We start from the raw sequence: 19,662 nt of genomic DNA on the forward strand, positions 1-19,662 counted from the left end.
CGTCATATGAAAGATTTGGTGAAAGTACTCAAATCGCAGTCTCAGTCCGAAGAGTTCGACGCGATCAAGATTACCCTCGCGTCGCCGGACATGATTCGCTCCTGGTCGTTTGGCGAGGTGAAGAAGCCCGAGACCATCAACTACCGTACCTTCAAGCCGGAGCGGGATGGTCTGTTCTGCGCCAAGATCTTTGGCCCGGTCAAGGACTACGAGTGTCTGTGCGGCAAGTACAAGCGCATGAAGCACCGTGGCATCATTTGTGAGAAGTGTGGCGTCGAAGTCACCAAGGCTGCCGTGCGCCGTGAGCGCATGGGCCACATCGAGCTGGCCTCGCCGGTCGCTCACATCTGGTTTTTGAAATCACTGCCGTCGCGTATCGGCATGTTCCTCGATATGACCCTGCGTGATATCGAGCGCGTGCTGTACTTCGAAAGCTTCGTGGTCATCGACCCGGGCATGACCACGCTGGAGCGTGGTCAGCTGCTCAACGACGAGCAGTACTTCGAAGCCCTGGAAGAGTTCGGCGATGACTTCGACGCCCGCATGGGTGCCGAAGCCGTTCAGGAGCTGCTCAAGGACATCGATCTGGAAGAAGAGATCAACACGCTGCGCGAAGAGATTCCGCAGACCAACTCTGAAACCAAGATCAAGAAGCTCTCCAAGCGCCTGAAGCTGCTCGAAGCGTTCTACCACTCCGGCAATGCGCCGGCGTGGATGGTCATGGAAGTGCTGCCCGTGCTGCCGCCGGATTTGCGTCCGCTGGTGCCGCTGGACGGTGGCCGCTTCGCGACCTCCGATCTCAACGACCTCTACCGTCGTGTGATCAACCGTAACAACCGCCTGAAGCGTCTACTGGACCTCAATGCGCCGGACATCATCGTGCGCAACGAGAAGCGTATGCTGCAGGAAGCGGTGGATGCGCTGCTGGACAACGGCCGTCGCGGCCGTGCCATCACTGGCTCCAACAAGCGTCCGCTGAAATCCCTTGCCGACATGATCAAGGGTAAGCAGGGCCGTTTCCGTCAGAACCTTCTGGGTAAGCGTGTCGACTACTCCGGCCGTTCGGTCATCACCGTGGGCCCGACCCTGCGTCTGCACCAGTGTGGTCTGCCGAAGAAGATGGCCCTCGAGCTGTTCAAGCCGTTCATCTACTCCAAGCTGCAGTCGCTGGGTCATGCGTCCACGATCAAGGCCGCGAAGAAGATGGTCGAGCGCGAACTGCCGGAAGTTTGGGATATTCTGGCCGACGTCATCCGCGAACACCCGGTACTGCTCAACCGTGCACCGACCCTGCACCGTCTGGGTATCCAGGCGTTCGAACCGCTGCTGATCGAAGGCAAGGCGATCCAGCTGCACCCGCTGGTGTGTGCGGCTTACAACGCCGACTTCGACGGTGACCAGATGGCGGTCCACGTACCGCTGACCCTGGAAGCCCAGCTCGAAGCGCGTGCGCTGATGATGGCCACCAACAACGTGCTGTCGCCAGCCAACGGCGAGCCGATCATCGTACCGTCGCAGGACGTTGTTCTGGGTCTGTACTACATGACCCGCGAAAAGATCAACGCCAAGGGCGAAGGCATGGTGTTCTCTGACCTCAACGAGGTAGAGCGTGCCTTCGGTACTCAGTCCGTCTCGCTGCATGCTCGCGTCAAAGTGCGCCTGGATGAAGTGGACGTCGACGAAGAGACCGGCGAGCGCTCCGAGCATCGTCGCCTGTACGACACCACGGTGGGCCGTGCCCTGCTGTTCCGCATTCTGCCGGAAGGGGTACCGTTCGCGCTGATCGATCAGCCGATGAAGAAGAAGGCGATCTCCAGCCTGATCAACGAAGTGTATCGCCGTGCGGGCCTCAAGCCCACGGTCATCTTCGCTGACCAGCTGATGTACACCGGCTTCCGTCTGGCGACCTGGTCCGGCGCCTCGATCGGTGTCAACGACTTCGTCATTCCCGACGCCAAGACCGAGATCGTCGACGCGGCCGAAGCCGAAGTCAAAGAGATCGAAGACCAGTTCTCGTCCGGTCTGGTGACCGCAGGCGAGAAGTACAACAAGGTTATCGACATCTGGTCCAAGGCCAACGACAAGGTGGCCAAGGCGATGATGGTGGGTATCTCCAAGGAGACCGTCGTCGACCGTGAAGGCAATGAAGTGGAGCAGGACTCCTTCAACAGCGTCTTCATCATGGCCGACTCCGGTGCCCGTGGTAGCGCCGCCCAGATCCGTCAGCTGGCGGGTATGCGTGGTCTGATGGCCAAGCCGGATGGCTCGATCATCGAAACCCCCATCGTGGCCAACTTCCGTGAAGGTCTGAACGTACTCCAGTACTTCATCTCGACCCACGGTGCGCGTAAAGGTCTGGCGGATACGGCCCTGAAAACGGCCAACTCCGGTTACCTGACTCGCCGTCTGGTCGACGTGGCCCAGGATCTGGTGATCACCGAAACCGACTGTGGTACCGAGAACGGTCTGACGCTGCACCCGATCATCGAGGGTGGCGACATCATCGTACCGCTGTCACAGCGTGTACTGGGCCGGGTGGTGGCGCAGGACGTCATCGATCCGAGCACCGAAGAAGTGCTGATCCCGCGCAACACGCTGCTCGACGAGAAGTGGTGTGCGTCGCTGGACACCATGGGGGTGGACGAGATCATCGTGCGCTCCACCATCACCTGTGACACCGCGCACGGCGTTTGTTCGTCCTGCTACGGTCGGGACCTGGCGCGTGGCCATCAGGTCAACATCGGTGAGTCGGTGGGTGTCATCGCTGCCCAGTCCATCGGTGAGCCGGGTACCCAGCTGACCATGCGTACGTTCCACATCGGTGGTGCGGCATCGCGTTCCTCGGCGGTCGACAGCGTACAGGTGAAGCACGGCGGTAAAGTACGCCTGCACAACATCAAGCACGTTGAGCGTGCCGACGGCAAGCTGGTGGTGGTGTCTCGTTCAAGCGCCCTGGCCGTCGCCGACGATCACGGTCGTGAGCGTGAGTACTACAAGCTGCCTTACGGTGCCGAGCTGTCGGTTCGCGACGGTGACGTCGTCGACGCTGGCACGGTCGTGGCCAAGTGGGACCCGCACACCCATCCGATCATTGCGGAAGTGGAAGGTAAGGCCCAGTTCATCGATCTCGACGAAGGTGTCACCATGCACCGCAGCGTCGATGAAATGACCGGTCTCTCCTCCATCGAGGTCATCGAGTCGGCCGCCCGCCCGATGGCTGGCCGCGACAAGCGCCCGATGGTGATGCTGCAGGACGCCGCAGGCGAGTACGTGTCCGTGTCCGGTTCCAACACGCCGGTACAGTACCTGCTGCCCGGCAACTCGATCATCTCCGTGGACGACGGCTCGACCATCGGTGTGGGTGAAGTCGTTGCCCGTATCCCGGTAGAAGCCTCGGGTAACAAGGACATCACCGGTGGTCTGCCGCGGGTAGCCGACCTGTTCGAAGCGCGTAAGCCGAAAGAGTCGGCCATTCTGGCGGAAATCAGCGGTGTGGTGAGCTTCGGTAAAGAGACCAAGGGCAAGCGTCGTCTGACGATCACCCCGGAATCTGGCGATCCGTTCGAAGCGCTGATTCCGAAATGGCGTCAAATCGCCGTCTTCGAAGGCGAAGCCGTCGAGAAGGGCGAAGTGATTTCCGATGGCCCGAGCAACCCGCACGACATCCTGCGCCTGCTGGGTGTGGCGGAGCTGGCCAAGTACATCACTGCCGAAGTACAGGACGTATACCGTCTGCAAGGCGTAGGCATCAACGACAAGCACATCGAAGTCATCGTGCGTCAGATGCTGCGCAAGGTAGAGATCACCGATTCCGGCGACTCTGACTTCATCACCGGCGACCAGGCAGAACTGGTGCGCGTGCTGGAGCAGAACGAGCGTCTGGAGAAAGAAGGCAAGTTCCCGGCCAAGTACCAACGCTTGCTGCTGGGTATCACCAAGGCCAGCTTGGCCACCGAATCGTTCATTTCGGCGGCGTCGTTCCAGGAAACGACCCGCGTATTGACCGAAGCGGCGGTAACCGGCAAGCGCGATTACCTGCGTGGCCTGAAAGAAAACGTGGTAGTTGGACGTCTGATTCCGGCAGGTACCGGTCTGACTCACCACGCAGAGCGTCGTCGCAAGCGCGAAGACGTAGAGCGTCTGTTCAACCCCTCGGCTACCGAGGTTGAGCAGGAGCTGGGTGCTCAGTTGACCGCCCTGGATTCAGACGACGATCTGTAACCCAGGACAGGCCACGAGCAGCCAAGAGCGGCTGGCCCTGAATGGCAGGAACCTGGCGGTAAACCACCGCCAGGGCTTGACGCCAGGCAGGGTCAGCCTTTAGAATGCGCAGCCTTTAACAGTGGGGTGGGTGCGCCCGCATCCGCTGCTTGCATTTGTTAATAGGCCAAGGCAACCATTGGAGTCAGCTAAACACCATGGCAACGATTAATCAGCTAGTGCGCAAGCCGCGCAAGCGCCCCGTCACCAAGAGTGACGTGCCTGCGCTTCAGGCATGCCCGCAAAAGCGCGGCGTTTGTACGCGCGTTTACACCACCACCCCCAAGAAGCCGAACTCGGCCCTGCGTAAGGTTTGCCGTGTGCGCCTGACCAACGGTTTCGAAGTCTCTTCTTACATCGGTGGTGAAGGTCACAACCTCCAGGAGCACTCTGTTGTTCTGATTCGCGGCGGTCGTGTAAAGGATTTGCCAGGTGTGCGTTATCACACCGTTCGTGGCGCCCTTGACACCTCTGGCGTACAGAACCGTAAGCAGGGTCGTTCCAAGTACGGTACCAAGCGTCCGAAGTCCTAAGGCGCTGAACGCAGCCTCATGGAGCGCTGCGGTGTTACCTTTTAACCGAATATGATGGTCTGATAAGAGTAAGGTCGGGCGGCGCCAAAGGCGCAAGCAGGTTCCGGGTTTACCTGAAGGATCCTTAATTGAGGGCTTATCATGCCTAGAAGAAGAGTTGTAGCTAAACGCGAAATCCTGCCGGATCCCAAGTTCGGAAGTGAGCGTCTGGCGAAGTTCATGAACCACCTGATGGTCAGCGGCAAGAAGTCCGTAGCTGAGCGCATCGTCTATGGTGCGTTGGACAAGGTTGCCGAGCGTAGTAAAGAAGAGCCGCTGGAAATCTTCGACAAGGCGCTGGAAACCATCCAGCCGATGGTCGAAGTAAAGTCGCGCCGCGTGGGTGGTGCTACTTATCAGGTGCCGGTTGAAGTTCGTCCGTCACGCCGCCAAGCGCTGGCAATGCGCTGGCTGGTAGACGCTGCGCGTCGTCGCGGTGAGAAAACGATGGTTCAGCGCCTGGCAGGTGAAATGCTGGATGCCGCTGAGGGCAAAGGCTCTGCTGTCAAGAAGCGTGAAGACGTGCACCGTATGGCAGAAGCCAACAAGGCCTTCTCTCACTATCGTTTCTAAGCTCGACGTTTCTGGGCTCGTGTCTTTTTCTGTCGGTTGCAGTGCGTTAAAAGTCTTTATCGTCATGTTGCAACACGCCGCCGCTATCGTTGTCGATGGCGGCGGTGGCATAAGCAGAAATGGCACCGCTGGATCAACGAGCATCGCCAACTAACGGGAGTTTCACCGTGGCACGCAAAACACCGCTTAATCGCTACCGTAACCTGGGGATTGTGGCTCACGTCGACGCAGGTAAAACTACCACCACTGAGCGTGTACTGTTTTACACTGGCGTAAACCACAAGCTGGGCGAAACGCATGAGGGTGCGTCTACGACCGACTGGATGGAGCAGGAGCAGGAGCGTGGTATCACTATCACCTCTGCTGCTGTAACCACCTTTTGGAAGGGGATGAATCATCAGTTTGATGAGCACCGTATCAACATCATCGACACCCCCGGGCACGTTGACTTCACTATCGAAGTTGAGCGTTCTCTGCGTGTTCTCGATGGTGCGGTCGTTGTACTGTGCGGTTCCTCCGGCGTTCAGCCGCAGACCGAAACCGTATGGCGTCAGGCCAACAAGTACGAAGTTCCGCGCATGGTCTTCGTCAACAAGATGGACCGTACCGGCGCTGATTTTTTCATGGTTGTCGACCAGCTGAAAGAGCGCTTGGGTGCCAACGCCGTACCGATCCAGATTAACTGGGGCACGGAAGAAGACTTCAAGGGCGTTATCGACCTGATCGAGATGAAGGCAATCCTCTGGAACGAGGAAGACCTTGGAACGAGCTATGAGCTTGTAGACATCCCTGCAGAGTTGGTCGAAACCGCTGAAGAGTACCGCGAGCAGATGGTCGAAGCCGCTGCCGAGGCCTCTGAAGAGCTGATGGACAAGTACCTTGAAGAAGGCGAGCTGAGCGTCGCTGAGATCAAGGCAGGCCTGCGTGCCCGTACATTGGCCAGCGAAGTCGTTCTGGTCACCTGTGGTTCTGCCTTCAAGAACAAGGGTGTTCAGGCGGTTCTGGACGCAGTAGTTGAGTATCTGCCGTCACCAACGGAAGTCAAGGCCATCGAAGGTGAGCTGGACGACAAGAATGGTACTGTCGCCACTCGTGAAGCTGACGACAATGCTCCGTTTGCTGCACTGGCGTTCAAGATTGCTACCGACCCCTTCGTAGGTACCCTGACCTTCATTCGCGTCTACTCGGGCGTTCTGAAGTCTGGTGACGGCGTCTATAACTCCGTCAAGCAGAAGAAAGAGCGCGTTGGTCGTATCGTGCAGATGCACGCCAATACACGCGAAGAGATCAAGGAAGTACTGGCGGGCGACATCGCGGCCTGTATCGGCCTTAAAGATGTCACCACGGGTGACACCCTGTGTGATATCGATGACAGGATCGTTCTCGAGCGTATGGAGTTCCCGGATCCGGTGATCTCGGTTGCTGTTGAGCCGAAATCTAAAGCTGATCAAGAGAAAATGGGCGTTGCGCTTGGCAAGCTGGCCCAGGAAGATCCTTCGTTCCAGGTCAAGACCGACGAAGAGACCGGTCAGACCATTATCTCCGGTATGGGTGAGCTGCACCTGGACATCATCGTCGACCGCATGCGTCGCGAGTTCAAGGTAGAAGCCAATATCGGTAAGCCGCAGGTCGCCTACCGCGAAACCATTCGCGGCAGCGTCGAGCAGGAAGGCAAGTTCGTTCGTCAGTCTGGTGGTCGTGGTCAGTTCGGTCACGTCTGGCTGCGCATCGAGCCGCTGACTGCAGAAGAGAAGGGTGAAGGCGAAGAAGAGATCTTCTTCAAGTTCAACTCTGAAATCGTGGGTGGTGTGGTTCCCAAGGAATACGTCCCTGCGGTTGAGAAGGGTGCTTTCGAGCAGCTGAAAAACGGTGTCATCGCGGGTTACCCGATGATCGACGTCAAAGTCACGCTGTTTGATGGTTCCTACCATGACGTGGACTCGAACGAGACTGCGTTCAAGATTGCTTCTTCCATGGCAGTGAAAGAAGGTGCCCGGAAGGCCAAGGCCGTGCTGCTGGAGCCGGTGATGAAGGTCGAAGTCGTGACCCCCGAAGATTTTATGGGTGACGTCATGGGCGACCTGAACCGTCGTCGCGGCCTGGTGCAGGGCATGGATGACTCTTCCTCTGGTAAAGTCATTCGTGCAACGGTGCCACTGGGTGAGATGTTCGGTTACGCAACCGATCTGCGCTCACAGACCCAGGGCCGTGCGAGCTACTCTATGGAGTTCGCGAAGTACGAGGAGGCGCCCTCCAGCGTCGTTGAAGCCGTCATCAACCAAAACGGTTAACCGTTAGCTAACGTAAAGAGGTTATAGCAGTGGCTAAGGAAAAATTTGAACGTTCCAAACCGCACGTCAACGTCGGCACCATCGGTCACGTCGACCACGGTAAAACGACTCTGACAGCGGCCCTGACCCGCGTGTCTGCTGAGGTTTTCGGCGGCGACTGGCGTGCATTCGATACTATCGATAACGCACCGGAAGAGCGTGAGCGTGGTATCACCATCGCGACTTCTCACGTTGAGTACCAGTCCGAGCAGCGTCACTACGCGCACGTTGACTGCCCGGGACACGCTGACTACGTCAAGAACATGATCACTGGTGCTGCTCAGATGGACGGCGCTATCCTGGTATGTTCTGCCGCTGACGGCCCCATGCCGCAGACTCGCGAGCACATCCTGCTGTCTCGTCAGGTTGGTGTTCCGTTCATCGTTGTGTTCCTGAACAAGGCGGACATGGTCGATGACGAAGAGCTGCTCGAGCTGGTCGAAATGGAAGTTCGTGAACTTCTGAACGAGTACGACTTCCCGGGTGACGACACGCCGATCATCACTGGTTCTGCGCTGATGGCTCTGAACGGTGAAGACGAGAACGGCATGGGTACTACTGCCGTGACCAACCTGATCAAGGCTCTGGATGAGTACATCCCTGAGCCGGAGCGTGCCATCGACCAGCCGTTCCTGATGCCGATCGAAGACGTATTCTCTATCTCTGGCCGTGGTACTGTTGTTACCGGTCGTGTAGAGCGCGGCATCGTGAAAGCCGGTGAAGAAGTGGAAATCGTGGGTATCCGCGACACCACCAAAACCACCGTAACTGGCGTTGAAATGTTCCGTAAGCTGCTCGACGAAGGTCGTGCAGGTGAGAACGTTGGCGCCCTGCTGCGTGGTACCAAGCGTGATGACGTCGAGCGTGGCCAGGTTCTGGCCAAGCCGGGCACCATCAACCCGCACACCACGTTCGAAGCCGAAGTATACGTACTGTCCAAGGAAGAAGGCGGTCGTCACACGCCTTTCTTCAAGGGCTACCGTCCGCAGTTCTACTTCCGTACCACCGACGTAACCGGTACTTGTGAACTGCCGGAAGGCGTTGAAATGGTAATGCCGGGCGATAACATCAAAATGGTTATCACCCTGATCGCTCCGATCGCCATGGACGAAGGTCTGCGCTTCGCTATCCGCGAAGGTGGCCGTACCGTAGGTGCTGGCGTCGTAGCCAAGATCGTCAAGTAAGCTGTTGACTTGATGATGCAAGGGGGCTCGCAAGAGCCCCCTTTTCTGCGCACCAATCGCAAATGTTTGACATGGCCGATTGGCGTGCCTATAATGCGCATCCTTTGAATGCGTGGGTAGACGGCTCGCGCCGTCGACATCCATTGGAGTTTAGGGCAAATGCAGAACCAAAAGATTCGCATTCGGTTGAAAGCGTTCGACCATCGCCTGATCGATCAGTCCACTGCGGAAATCGTTGAAACCGCTAAGCGTACTGGTGCTCAGGTTCGTGGTCCGATCCCGCTGCCGACCAACCGCGAGCGCTATACCATCCTGATTTCTCCGCACGTCAACAAGGACGCGCGCGATCAGTATGAGATTCGCACTCACAAGCGTGTGCTCGACATCGTTGAGCCGACCGAGAAAACCGTTGATGCGCTGATGAAGCTCGACCTCGCCGCTGGCGTAGACGTGCAAATCAAGCTCGACTAATACACTAGACACTTTGCGGCCCAGCGCTCATCGTCATCTGTCGAGAGCAGCAGCCGCCGCGCCGTGAGGCGCCACACAATGTGCTAGTGGAATGCTCTGGAAAGGGCAGCCATAGCGGGTGATAGCCCCGTACACTATAGGAGACTGAGCATGACTATCGGTTTAGTCGGTATCAAGGCCGGGATGACCCGCGTCTTTACCGAAGACGGCGCATCCGTGCCCGTGACCGTTATTGAAGTTGATCCTAACCGTGTAACGCGCGTCAAGACGCTTGAGTCTGACGGCTACGCAGCGGTTCAGGTCACTACTGGTTCTCGTAAAGCCAAGCACCTCACCAAAGCGCAAGCGGGTCAGTTTGCCAAGGCGGGTGTCGAGGCTGGTCGTTCGCTGATGGAATTCCGCCTTGCAGAAGGCGAAGAAGCTCCTGAAGTGGGTGGCGAACTCACCGTATCCCTCTTCGAAGCTGGTCAAAAGATCGACGTGACCGGCACCTCTAAGGGTAAAGGCTTCCAGGGTGCTGTTAAGCGCTGGAACTTCCGTACCCAAGACAACAGCCATGGTAACTCCCTGTCGCATCGTGCGCCGGGTTCTATCGGCATGTGTCAGACACCTGGTCGCGTATTCAAGGGCAAGAAAATGGCCGGTCAAATGGGTAACACCCGTTGCACCGTACAGAGCCTTGAGATCGTCCGTGTCGACGCCGAGCGTAACCTGCTGCTGATCAAGGGCGCTGTACCGGGAGCGACCGGTAGCAACGTTATCGTTCGCAGCGCCGTGAAAGCTGGCTGAAGGGGATAATTACCAATGAATCTGAATCTTGCTGCAGGCACGGGTACCGTTGAAGTAGCCGACGCCACTTTTGGCAAAGAATTCAACGAAGCGCTGGTGCACCAGGTCGTCACTGCCTATCTGGCAGCTGGTCGTCAGGGTACACGCGCTCAAAAGAGCCGTTCCGACGTGCGTGGCGGTGGTAAGAAGCCGTGGCGTCAGAAGGGTACCGGTCGTGCACGCGCTGGTACTATCCGCTCTCCGCTGTGGCGCAGCGGTGGTGTTACTTTCGCGGCGCGTCCTCAGGACTACACCCAGAAAGTAAACCGCAAGATGTACCGCGCGGCGATGCGCTCCATCCTGTCTGAGCTGGTCCGTCAAGAGCGCCTGGTCGCGATTGAAGAGTTCAGCGTAGAAGCGCCGAAGACCAAGCAGGTAGCTGCCAAGCTGAAAGAGCTCAACCTTGAGAAAGTGTTGATCGTCACTGAAGAAGTCGACGAAACGCTCTATCTGGCCGCACGCAACCTTCCCCACGTTGACGTGGTGGATGTCGCTGCAGCTGATCCGGTGAGCCTGGTTGCCTTTGACAAGGTCCTGGTCACCGTCTCCGCCCTGCGTAAATTCGAGGAGAAGCTGGCATGAACCAGGAACGCGTATTCAAGGTTCTGCTTGGACCGCACGTGACCGAAAAGGCCGCGATGGCAGCCGAGCGCAACCAGTACGTTTTCAAGGTGGCACCCGATGCTACCAAGCCCGAGATCAAGAAAGCCGTTGAAGCACTGTTCGGCAAGAAGGTCGGTGGCGTTCAAGTGCTGAACGTCAAGGGTAAAACCAAGCGTACTGCTCACGGCGTTGGCCTGCGTAAGGGTTACCGCAAGGCGTATGTGACCCTGGCTGCGGGTGAAACGCTCGAAGACTTCTCTGGCGCCGAATAAGGGCAGGAGTACGGATAATGGCAATCGTCAAGACCAAACCCACATCCGCCGGTCGTCGCCACGTCGTCAAGATCGTTGGTGAGGAACTGTACAAGGGCCGTGCTTATGCACCGCTTTTGGAAAAACAGTCCAAGTCCGGTGGCCGTAACAACTACGGTCGCATCACCACCCGCCACGTGGGCGGTGGTCACCGTCATCACTATCGGTTGATCGACTTCAAGCGCACCAAGGATGGCATTCCGGCCACCGTTGAGCGTCTGGAACACGACCCGAACCGCAGTGCGCACATTGCACTGCTGAAATATGCCGATGGCGAGCGTCGTTACATCATTGCACCGAAAGGCGTCAGCGCCGGTGACGTGCTGGAATCTGGTGTCAACGCGCCCATCAAGAAAGGCAATGCCTTGCCGCTGCGTAACATCCCGCTCGGTTCTACCGTTCACGGTATCGAACTGAAGCCGGGTAAAGGCGCGCAGATTGCTCGCAGTGCCGGTACTAGCGCTCAGCTGGTTGCTCGTGAAGGTAACTACGCCACCCTGCGTCTTCGCTCTGGCGAAATGCGCAAGGTCCTGGCCGAGTGCCGCGCGACCCTGGGCGAAGTGAGCAACTCCGAGCACAGCCTGCGTCAACTTGGCAAGGCCGGTGCGAAGCGCTGGAGAGGCGTGCGTCCGACAGTTCGCGGCGTCGCGATGAACCCTGTGGATCACCCGCACGGTGGTGGCGAAGGCCGCACCAGCGGTGGCCGTCACCCCGTTACTCCGTGGGGCGTGCCGACCAAGGGTCACAAGACGCGTAAGAACAAGCGCACCGACAAGCTGATCGTACGTCGTCGTAACAAGACGCGTTGATCTAAATTGCCAAGACATTAAGAGGTAACGGCTGTGCCACGTTCACTAAAGAAAGGTCCCTTCATTGACCTTCATCTTTTGAAGAAGGTAGAGGCTGCAGTGGAGAAGAACGACCGTAAACCGATCAAGACCTGGTCGCGTCGTTCGATGATCCTGCCAAACATGGTAGGCCTCACAATCGCTGTCCATAACGGTCGCCAACACGTCCCGGTGCACGTCTCCGAGGAAATGGTTGGTCACAAGCTGGGCGAATTCGCTGCCACTCGCACTTATCGCGGGCATGCGGCGGACAAGAAAGCCAAACGGTAAGCCAGAGAGGATTGAGAGATGGAAGTCACAGCTAAGCTGCGTGGCGCTCGTTTATCCGCCCAGAAGGCCCGTTTGGTGGCTGACCAGGTGCGCGGTAAACCGGTCGCCGAAGCACTCGACCTGCTGACCTTCTCACCGAAGAAGGCTGCCAAGCTAGTCAAGAAAGTGCTGCAGTCCGCCATTGCAAACGCGGAAGAAAATAACGGCATGGATATCGACGAGCTGCGTGTCTCGACCATCTGCGTCGATGAGGGCATGACGCTCAAGCGTATCAAGCCGCGTGCCAAAGGCCGCGCGGATCGTATCTTGAAGCGCACCTGCCACATCACCGTCAAGGTAGCCGAGAAGTAGGAGTCGACCAGATGGGTCAGAAAGTCAATCCAACAGGCATTCGACTGGGCATCGTCAAAGACCATGCTTCTGTCTGGTATGCCGAGCGCGGCGCCTATGCCGATAAGCTCAACAACGATCTCGAAGTGCGCAGCTTCCTGGACGAGCGTCTGAAAAGCGCCTCCGTAAGCCGCATTCACATCGAGCGTCCGGCGAACAATGCCCGCATCACCATTCACACTGCCCGTCCGGGTATCGTGATTGGCAAGAAAGGTGAAGATGTCGACCGTCTGCGTCGTGATCTGACCGAGATGATGGGCGTTCCGGTGCATGTGAACATCGAAGAAGTTCGCAAGCCCGAGCTGGATGCCAAGCTGGTTGCTGCCAACGTGGCAGGTCAGCTTGAGCGTCGCGTCATGTTCCGTCGTGCCATGAAGCGCGCGGTACAGAACGCAATGCGTCTTGGCGCTGGCGGCATCAAGATTCAGCTGTCAGGTCGTCTGGGTGGCGCCGAAATCGCACGTACCGAATGGTACCGCGAAGGTCGCGTTCCGCTGCATACTCTGCGTGCGGACATCGACTACGCCACTTACGAAGCTCACACCACCTACGGCGTCATCGGCGTCAAAGTGTGGATCTTCAAGGGTGAAATCCTCGGCGGTATCGAGGAAGTACGTGCCAAGGCCAAGCAACAGCAACAGCCTGCCGGCAACGCGCCCAAGAAGAAAGGTTCCAGGTAAGGGGAGAGCGAGTCGATGTTACAGCCCAAGCGTATGAAATTCCGCAAGATGATGAAAGGCCGCAACCGTGGCCTGGCGCATCGCGGAAGCAAGATCAGCTTCGGGGAGTACGGCCTCAAGGCAACCGGTCGTGGCCGCATCACTGCGCGTCAGATCGAAGCTGGCCGTCGTGCGATCACACGTCACGTCAAGCGTGGCGGTAAAATCTGGATCCGCGTTTTCCCTGACAAGCCGATTTCCAAGAAGCCGCTCGAAGTTCGTATGGGTAAGGGTAAAGGTTCCGTTGAGTACTGGGTAGCCCAGATCCAGCCGGGTCGGGTCCTGTATGAAATTGAAGGTGTATCCGAAGAGCTGGCCCGTGAAGCATTTGAACTGGCCGCCCAGAAGATGCCCCTGTCCACCACCTTTGCGAAACGGACGGTGATGTGATGAAAGCCCAGGAAATTCGTGAAAAGTCCGTAGGAGAGCTCCAAGAGCAGCTCCTCGAGCTCCTCCGCGAGCAGTTTAACCTGCGCATGCAGAAGGCCACTGGCCAACTGAGCCAGACTCATCTGCTCAAGCAGGTCCGTCGGGATATCGCCCGCGTTAAGACTGTGCTCAACGAGAAGGCAGGTGATTGAGATGGCCGAAGAGAAAAAAACACGTACGCTGACCGGCAAGGTGGTCAGCGACAAGATGGACAAGTCCATCGTCGTCATGATCGAGCGTCGTGAGCGTCACCCGATCTACGGAAAATACGTCAAGCGCTCCACCAAGCTGCACGCCCATGATGAGGCGAACCAGGCAAAGGCAGGCGATACGGTTTCCATTCAGGAGTGCCGTCCGCTTTCCAAGAAGAAAGCCTGGACGCTGGTCGAGGTGGTCGAGCAGGCCAAGGGTTAATCCCCTGCGTCTGTTCAACCAGTGCAGTCAGATTAGGTTTGGAGAAAACCGATGATTCAGACTCAGACAATGCTGGATGTCGCCGACAACAGCGGAGCGCGCCGGGTGCAATGCATCAAGGTGCTGGGCGGTTCACACCGTCGCTACGCCCGCGTTGGTGACGTCATTAAAGTAACGGTCAAAGAAGCTATTCCTCGTGGCAAGGTCAAAAAAGGCCAGGTCCTCAAGGCAGTAGTCGTTCGTACCCGTAGTGGCGTCCGTCGTAGTGACGGTTCGCTGATCCGTTTCGATGGAAATGCGGCAGTTTTGTTGAATAACACCAACGAACAGCCGATCGGCACGCGTATCTTCGGGCCGGTAACTCGTGAACTTCGTAATGAGAAGTTCATGAAGATCATTTCCCTAGCGCCTGAAGTGCTGTAAGGAGCGAGGCGGATATGCAAAAGATCAAACGTGACGATGAAGTCATCGTCATCGCCGGGAAGGATAAGGGCAAGCGCGGCACGGTGAAGCGGGTACTTGAAAACCGTTTCGTGGTGTCCGGTGTGAATATGATCAAGCGTCACACCAAGCCTAATCCCATGGCGGGAAATCAGGGCGGTATCGTCGAGCGTGAGGCTCCGATTCACGCGTCCAACGTAGCCATCTTCAATTCGGAGACCGGTAAGGCGGATCGCGTCGGCTTCCAGGTGAAGGAAGACGGTACCAAGGTACGTATCTACAAGTCGACGCAGACGCAGATCGACGCCTAACGCGAGTCGGGTAGCATAATGGCGAACTTGAAAGAACGTTATCAAAACGAGGTGGTAGCTCAACTCAAAGAGCAGTTCAGCTACGCCAACGTAATGCAGGTACCCCGGATCACGAAAGTGACTCTGAACATGGGTATCGGCGAAGCGGTCAGCGACAAAAAGCTGATCGACAATGCCATCGGCGACCTGGAGAAGCTTTCCGGTCAGAAGCCGCTGGTGACCAAGGCACGCAAGTCCATCGCGGGCTTCAAGGTGCGCGAAGGTTGGCCGATCGGTATCAAAGTGACACTGCGCTCCGAGCGTATGTGGGACTTCCTGGACCGTCTGGTGAACATTGCCATCCCACGCGTGCGTGACTTCCGTGGTCTCAACCCGAAGTCCTTCGACGGTCGCGGCAACTACTCCATGGGTGTGCGTGAGCAGATCATCTTCCCGGAGATCGAATATGATAAAGTCGATCGCGTACGGGGGCTGGACGTCACTATCACTACTACCGCCAACACCGACGAGGAAGGTCGTGCGCTGCTTGCAGCACTGAACTTCCCGTTTAAGAAATAAGGGTTGGATCATGGCTAAGAAAAGTATGATAGAGCGTGAGCTCAAGCGTACTCAGCTGGTCGAGAAGTATGCGGCTAAGCGCGCAGAGCTCAAGAAAATCATCTCGGACGTGAACGCTTCTGAAGAAGATCGTTTCGAGGCGACGCTGAAGCTGCAGCAACTGCCGCGCGACTCCAGCCCGGTGCGTCAGCGTAACCGCTGCCGCGTGACTGGCCGTCCGCACGGCTTTTACAACAAGTTCGGCCTCGGCCGTAACAAGCTGCGTGAAGCCGCCATGCGTGGCGACGTCCCTGGCCTCAAAAAGTCCAGCTGGTAACGCCACGTAGAATCATCAGGAGCGCACATTAAATGAGCATGCAAGACACTCTGGCGGATATGTTTACCCGTATCCGCAATGCGCAGATGGCCACCAAGGAGACGGCTACCATGCCGTCCTCCAAACTGAAAGTCGAAGTGGCCCGAGTGCTAAAGGAAGAAGGCTACATTACCGACTTTACGGTGGCTGAAGGCGTCAAACCCGAGCTGACCGTTACTCTCAAGTACTTTGAGGGTAAGCCGGTTATCGAGCACATTCAGCGGGTTTCCAAGCCGTCTCTGCGTCAGTACAAGGGCAAGGACAACCTGCCCAAGGTAGCCGATGGCCTGGGTATCGCGATTGTCACCACCTCTAATGGTGTCATGACCGATCGTGCCGCGCGCCAGGCTGGCGTCGGTGGCGAAGTCATCTGCACCGTATTCTAGGAGGCTGGAATGTCCCGCATAGCGAAATATCCGGTTAAAGTGCCTGCTGGCGTTGATGTCAAAATCGATGCTGGCCAGCTGACCGCCAAAGGCGGCCAGGGCACGCTGTCTATGCCCATTCACCAGGACGTGGTGATTGGTCAAGAAGACGGCCAGCTGACCTTCGCCCCGAGTGAGTCTGCCAAGAGCTGGGCAATGGCCGGTACTACCCGCGCCTTGGTTCAGAACCTGGTTACGGGCGTATCCGAGGGTTTCACAAAAACTCTCGAAATTGTTGGCGTCGGTTATCGTGCCCAAGCTAAGGGCCAGACGCTCAATCTTTCACTGGGCTTCTCGCACCCGGTCGACTACGAACTGCCTAAAGGTGTTACAGCGGAAACGCCGAAGAACACCGTGATCGTGCTGAAAAGCGCGGACAAGCAGATGCTCGGTCAGTGCGCCGCGGAAATCCGCGCCTTCCGTCCGCCTGAGCCGTACAAAGGCAAGGGTGTACGTTACGCCGACGAGCAGGTGCGTCGCAAAGAAGCCAAGAAGAAGTAAGGCAGGGTTATGAACGCGAAGAAAGAATCTCGTCTCCGTCGTGCCCGCCGCGCTCGCGCCAAGATCCGCGAGCTGGGCGTGTATCGCCTGTGCGTCAACCGTACCCCGCGTCACATCTATGCGCAGATTATCTCGCCGGATGGTGGCAAGGTGCTGGCCAGCGCTTCTACGCTGGACAAAGCACTGCGCGAGGGTGCGACCGGTAACTCAGACGCGGCCTCCAAGGTCGGCGCTCTGATTGCCGAACGCGCTAAAGAAGCAGGCATCACCCAGGTGGCCTTCGACCGTGCTGGCTTTAAGTATCACGGTCGCGTCAAGGCTCTGGCCGACGCCGCACGTGAAGGCGGCCTGGAATTCTAAAGGGTTTTACGATGGCGAAGAACGAACAGCAAAACGGTGATCTGCAGGAGAAGTTAGTGCAGGTCAACCGCGTCGCCAAGGTGGTCAAGGGTGGTCGTATTTTCGGCTTCACCGCACTGACCGTCGTAGGTGATGGTAAAGGTCGTGTCGGTTTCGGTCGTGGCAAGGCGCGTGAAGTGCCGGTCGCAATCCAGAAAGCGATGGACCAGGCTCGTCGCAACATGGTCAAGGTCAACCTTGCAGGTCACACACTGCAGTACCCGGTAAAAGCCCGTCACGGTGCTTCCAAGGTGTACATGCAGCCGGCCTCCGAAGGTACTGGTATCATCGCTGGTGGCGCCATGCGTTCCGTACTGGAACTGGCAGGCGTTCACGATGTACTGGCCAAGTGCTACGGTTCCACCAACCCGGTTAACGTGGTACGGGCGACTGTCAAAGGTCTCTCTGCCATGCAAGCACCGGAAGACATCGCCGCCAAGCGCGGTCTGTCTGTCGAAGCGATCACGGGGTAAGGCACCATGGCAGCAACGATCAAGGTTACCCAGATCCGCAGCACCATCGGCGTTTTGCCCAAGCACAAGGCTACTATGAAAGGCCTGGGCCTGCGTCGCATCGGTCATACGGTTGAGCTGGAAGACACCCCTGCCGTACGCGGCATGATCCACAAGGTTAACTACCTTGTGCGCGTTGAGGGAGAGTAATCCATGAAACTCAATACCCTGAGCCCGGCACCGGGCTCCAAACACGCTGAAAAGCGCGTTGGTCGTGGTATCGGTTCCGGTCTGGGCAAGACCGGTGGCCGTGGCCACAAAGGTCAGAAATCACGCAGTGGCGGTAGCGTCAAGCCTGGTTTCGAAGGCGGTCAGATGCCGCTGCAGCGTCGTTTGCCGAAGTTTGGCTTCACGTCTGCCAAGTCGCTGGTATCTGAAGAAGTACGCCTGGCGGAACTTGCCAAGGTTGCCGGTGACGAAGTCACCATGGAAACCCTGAAGCAAGCCAACGTGCTGAAGGATGCGACGCTGCATGCGAAGATCATCCTTTCTGGCGAACTGAACAAAGCGGTTACCGTTCGTGGAATCAAGGTCACCAAAGGTGCCCGTGAAGCGATCGTAGCCGCTGGCGGCAAGGTAGAGGACTAAATGGCCAAGTCAGGAAACATGCCGGCGATGGGCAGCGGTCTGAGTGAACTGTGGGCGCGTTTGCGCTTCGTGCTCCTCGCCATCGTGGTGTACCGTATCGGTGCCCACATTCCCGTTCCCGGTATCAATCCTGACCAGCTTGCTGCCTTGTTCAGGGAGCAACAGGGCACCATCCTGGGCATGTTCAACATGTTCTCGGGTGGCGCCCTGGAGCGCATGAGCGTCCTCGCCCTGGGCATCATGCCCTATATTTCGGCGTCGATTATCATGCAGCTGATGACTGCAGTCTCCCCTCATCTTGAACAGCTCAAGAAAGAGGGCGAGGCTGGCCGCCGCAAGATTAGCCAGTACACCCGCTACGGCACGGTGCTACTGGCTTTTGTCCAGGCTACCGGCATGTCCGTGGGTCTGGCTAGCCAAGGCATCGCTTACAGCGCTGACTTCAGCTTCTATTTCACCGCCATCATCACGTTTGTGTCGGGTGCGGTGTTTATGATGTGGCTAGGTGAGCAGATCACCGAGAAGGGCATCGGCAACGGTATTTCGCTGCTGATCTTCGCGGGGATCGTCGCTGGGCTGCCCAGTGCCGTGGGGCAAGCCTTCGAGCTTGCTCGTAACGAAGGGGCCTGGAATGTTCTTCCGCTGTTAGCGCTGTCCGTGCTAGGTATTGCCACCGTGGCATTCGTGGTGTTCATCGAGCGTGGCCAACGCCGCCTCAAGGTGAACTACCCACGTCGCCAAGTGGGCAACAAGATGTATGCAGGTCAAAGCAGCTACTTGCCGTTGAAGGTGAACATGGCGGGCGTCATTCCCGCGATCTTTGCCTCCAGTATTCTACTCTTCCCGGCCTCTATCGGTCAGTGGGTAGGCGCTGGCGAAGGCATGGAGTGGTTGCAGCGTGCCTCGCAGGCGTTAGGCCCTGGCCAACCGCTTTACATCTTGCTTTTCGCTGCGGCAGTGGTATTCTTCTGCTTCTTTTACACAGCGCTGGTCTTCAACCCCAAGGATGTGGCTGACAATCTCAAAAAGTCAGGCGCTTTCCTGCCGGGCATTCGCCCCGGCGAGCAGACCGCTCGCTATATCGACAAAGTGATGACTCGTCTCACTCTGTTCGGTGCCTTGTATATCACTGCGGTTTCCCTGATGCCCCAGTTCCTGATCGTAGCATGGAACGTTCCGTTCTTCTTTGGCGGTACGTCGCTGCTGATCGTGGTAGTGGTCATCATGGACTTCATGGCCCAGGTGCAGTCGCATCTCATGTCGCATCAATATGACTCAGTGATGAAGAAGTCCAACCTGAAAGGCTACGGTAGCGGCGGCATCATGCGCTGAGGCGCCCCTAACGAATTGGCGCGCCGCGAGCCGTTTTT

At 57.6% G+C, this 19,662-nt stretch carries 27 protein-coding genes; all 27 read left to right on the top strand.

Annotation, left to right across the window (positions count from 1 at the left end; genetic code table 11):
• Positions 1-6 precede the first annotated feature (6 nt).
• The 27 genes from rpoC (at position 7) to secY (ending at position 19,624) form a co-directional block, all read left to right on the top strand.
• The gene (rpoC, locus tag CWI66_RS03405) at positions 7-4,221 is read left to right on the top strand and encodes a DNA-directed RNA polymerase subunit beta' (protein ID WP_100730932.1); all 4,215 of its coding nucleotides are present in this window, start codon (positions 7-9) and stop codon (positions 4,219-4,221) included.
• A 197-nt stretch (positions 4,222-4,418) separates the two neighbouring features.
• Positions 4,419-4,793 carry a 30S ribosomal protein S12 gene (gene rpsL / locus CWI66_RS03410; protein WP_009098973.1) on the top strand — a complete coding sequence of 125 codons (375 nt, stop codon included), beginning with the start codon at positions 4,419-4,421 and terminating at the stop codon, positions 4,791-4,793.
• 141 nt (positions 4,794-4,934) lie between these two features.
• Positions 4,935-5,405, top strand: coding sequence for a 30S ribosomal protein S7 (gene rpsG, locus CWI66_RS03415; RefSeq protein ID WP_016915771.1), 471 nt, complete (start codon positions 4,935-4,937; stop codon positions 5,403-5,405).
• A 167-nt stretch (positions 5,406-5,572) separates the two neighbouring features.
• Positions 5,573-7,696 carry an elongation factor G gene (fusA, locus tag CWI66_RS03420; RefSeq protein ID WP_100730933.1) on the top strand — a complete coding sequence of 708 codons (2,124 nt, stop codon included), beginning with the start codon at positions 5,573-5,575 and terminating at the stop codon, positions 7,694-7,696.
• Between the two features lie 29 nt (positions 7,697-7,725).
• Positions 7,726-8,919 carry an elongation factor Tu gene (tuf, locus tag CWI66_RS03425; RefSeq protein WP_100730934.1) on the top strand — a complete coding sequence of 398 codons (1,194 nt, stop codon included), beginning with the start codon at positions 7,726-7,728 and terminating at the stop codon, positions 8,917-8,919.
• A gap of 159 nt (positions 8,920-9,078) precedes the next feature.
• Positions 9,079-9,390, top strand: a complete 312-nt coding sequence (gene rpsJ, locus CWI66_RS03430) for a 30S ribosomal protein S10 (RefSeq protein WP_009098983.1) — start codon at positions 9,079-9,081, stop codon at positions 9,388-9,390.
• Positions 9,391-9,540: 150 nt separating this feature from the next.
• Positions 9,541-10,179 carry a 50S ribosomal protein L3 gene (gene rplC / locus CWI66_RS03435; protein WP_016915774.1) on the top strand — a complete coding sequence of 213 codons (639 nt, stop codon included), beginning with the start codon at positions 9,541-9,543 and terminating at the stop codon, positions 10,177-10,179.
• 15 nt (positions 10,180-10,194) lie between these two features.
• Positions 10,195-10,800 carry a 50S ribosomal protein L4 gene (gene rplD, locus CWI66_RS03440; protein ID WP_096921646.1) on the top strand — a complete coding sequence of 202 codons (606 nt, stop codon included), beginning with the start codon at positions 10,195-10,197 and terminating at the stop codon, positions 10,798-10,800.
• A complete protein-coding gene (gene rplW, locus CWI66_RS03445; RefSeq protein WP_016915776.1) occupies positions 10,797-11,093 on the top strand; it encodes a 50S ribosomal protein L23 in 297 nt (98 codons plus the stop codon). Before rplD ends, rplW begins: the two co-directional genes overlap by 4 nt.
• A gap of 17 nt (positions 11,094-11,110) precedes the next feature.
• Positions 11,111-11,941, top strand: a complete 831-nt coding sequence (rplB, locus tag CWI66_RS03450; RefSeq protein WP_016915777.1) for a 50S ribosomal protein L2 — start codon at positions 11,111-11,113, stop codon at positions 11,939-11,941.
• 33 nt (positions 11,942-11,974) lie between these two features.
• A complete protein-coding gene (gene rpsS / locus CWI66_RS03455; protein WP_009098993.1) occupies positions 11,975-12,250 on the top strand; it encodes a 30S ribosomal protein S19 in 276 nt (91 codons plus the stop codon).
• An 18-nt stretch (positions 12,251-12,268) separates the two neighbouring features.
• Positions 12,269-12,601: a 50S ribosomal protein L22 gene (gene rplV, locus CWI66_RS03460; RefSeq protein ID WP_010626471.1), complete on the top strand. Its 333-nt coding sequence runs from the start codon at positions 12,269-12,271 to the stop codon at positions 12,599-12,601.
• An 11-nt stretch (positions 12,602-12,612) separates the two neighbouring features.
• Positions 12,613-13,320, top strand: a complete 708-nt coding sequence (gene rpsC / locus CWI66_RS03465; protein WP_016915778.1) for a 30S ribosomal protein S3 — start codon at positions 12,613-12,615, stop codon at positions 13,318-13,320.
• Between the two features lie 15 nt (positions 13,321-13,335).
• Positions 13,336-13,749 (top strand): 50S ribosomal protein L16, encoded by a 414-nt coding sequence (rplP, locus tag CWI66_RS03470; RefSeq protein ID WP_007112000.1) that lies wholly within the window; start codon positions 13,336-13,338, stop codon positions 13,747-13,749.
• Positions 13,749-13,940 (top strand): 50S ribosomal protein L29, encoded by a 192-nt coding sequence (gene rpmC, locus CWI66_RS03475; protein WP_016915779.1) that lies wholly within the window; start codon positions 13,749-13,751, stop codon positions 13,938-13,940. Before rplP ends, rpmC begins: the two co-directional genes overlap by 1 nt.
• A 1-nt stretch (position 13,941) precedes the next feature.
• Positions 13,942-14,202 (top strand): 30S ribosomal protein S17, encoded by a 261-nt coding sequence (gene rpsQ / locus CWI66_RS03480; RefSeq protein ID WP_009723897.1) that lies wholly within the window; start codon positions 13,942-13,944, stop codon positions 14,200-14,202.
• Between the two features lie 51 nt (positions 14,203-14,253).
• Complete coding sequence (rplN, locus tag CWI66_RS03485; protein WP_009723896.1) at positions 14,254-14,625, top strand: 50S ribosomal protein L14; 372 nt, start codon at positions 14,254-14,256, stop codon at positions 14,623-14,625.
• A gap of 14 nt (positions 14,626-14,639) precedes the next feature.
• Positions 14,640-14,954 (top strand): 50S ribosomal protein L24, encoded by a 315-nt coding sequence (gene rplX / locus CWI66_RS03490; RefSeq protein WP_009723895.1) that lies wholly within the window; start codon positions 14,640-14,642, stop codon positions 14,952-14,954.
• 18 nt (positions 14,955-14,972) lie between these two features.
• A complete protein-coding gene (gene rplE, locus CWI66_RS03495; protein ID WP_016915781.1) occupies positions 14,973-15,512 on the top strand; it encodes a 50S ribosomal protein L5 in 540 nt (179 codons plus the stop codon).
• A gap of 10 nt (positions 15,513-15,522) precedes the next feature.
• Positions 15,523-15,828 (top strand): 30S ribosomal protein S14, encoded by a 306-nt coding sequence (gene rpsN / locus CWI66_RS03500; RefSeq protein ID WP_009099007.1) that lies wholly within the window; start codon positions 15,523-15,525, stop codon positions 15,826-15,828.
• A 32-nt stretch (positions 15,829-15,860) separates the two neighbouring features.
• Complete coding sequence (gene rpsH / locus CWI66_RS03505) at positions 15,861-16,253, top strand: 30S ribosomal protein S8 (RefSeq protein ID WP_009723892.1); 393 nt, start codon at positions 15,861-15,863, stop codon at positions 16,251-16,253.
• 9 nt (positions 16,254-16,262) lie between these two features.
• Entirely contained in the window at positions 16,263-16,793 is a 531-nt protein-coding gene (gene rplF, locus CWI66_RS03510) for a 50S ribosomal protein L6 (RefSeq protein WP_016915784.1), read from the top strand.
• Positions 16,794-16,802: 9 nt separating this feature from the next.
• A complete protein-coding gene (gene rplR / locus CWI66_RS03515; RefSeq protein ID WP_008959159.1) occupies positions 16,803-17,153 on the top strand; it encodes a 50S ribosomal protein L18 in 351 nt (116 codons plus the stop codon).
• Positions 17,154-17,164: 11 nt separating this feature from the next.
• Positions 17,165-17,665 (top strand): 30S ribosomal protein S5, encoded by a 501-nt coding sequence (gene rpsE / locus CWI66_RS03520; protein WP_016915785.1) that lies wholly within the window; start codon positions 17,165-17,167, stop codon positions 17,663-17,665.
• A gap of 6 nt (positions 17,666-17,671) precedes the next feature.
• On the top strand, positions 17,672-17,854 hold the full coding sequence (rpmD, locus tag CWI66_RS03525; RefSeq protein WP_009723888.1) for a 50S ribosomal protein L30: 183 nt from the start codon (positions 17,672-17,674) through the stop codon (positions 17,852-17,854).
• A 3-nt stretch (positions 17,855-17,857) separates the two neighbouring features.
• Positions 17,858-18,292, top strand: coding sequence for a 50S ribosomal protein L15 (gene rplO, locus CWI66_RS03530; RefSeq protein ID WP_016915786.1), 435 nt, complete (start codon positions 17,858-17,860; stop codon positions 18,290-18,292).
• The gene (gene secY, locus CWI66_RS03535) at positions 18,293-19,624 is read left to right on the top strand and encodes a preprotein translocase subunit SecY (protein WP_016915787.1); all 1,332 of its coding nucleotides are present in this window, start codon (positions 18,293-18,295) and stop codon (positions 19,622-19,624) included.
• Positions 19,625-19,662 lie beyond the last annotated feature (38 nt).

Source organism: Halomonas sp. 141 (assembly GCF_002810305.1).
Lineage (GTDB): Bacteria > Pseudomonadota > Gammaproteobacteria > Pseudomonadales > Halomonadaceae > Vreelandella > Vreelandella stevensii.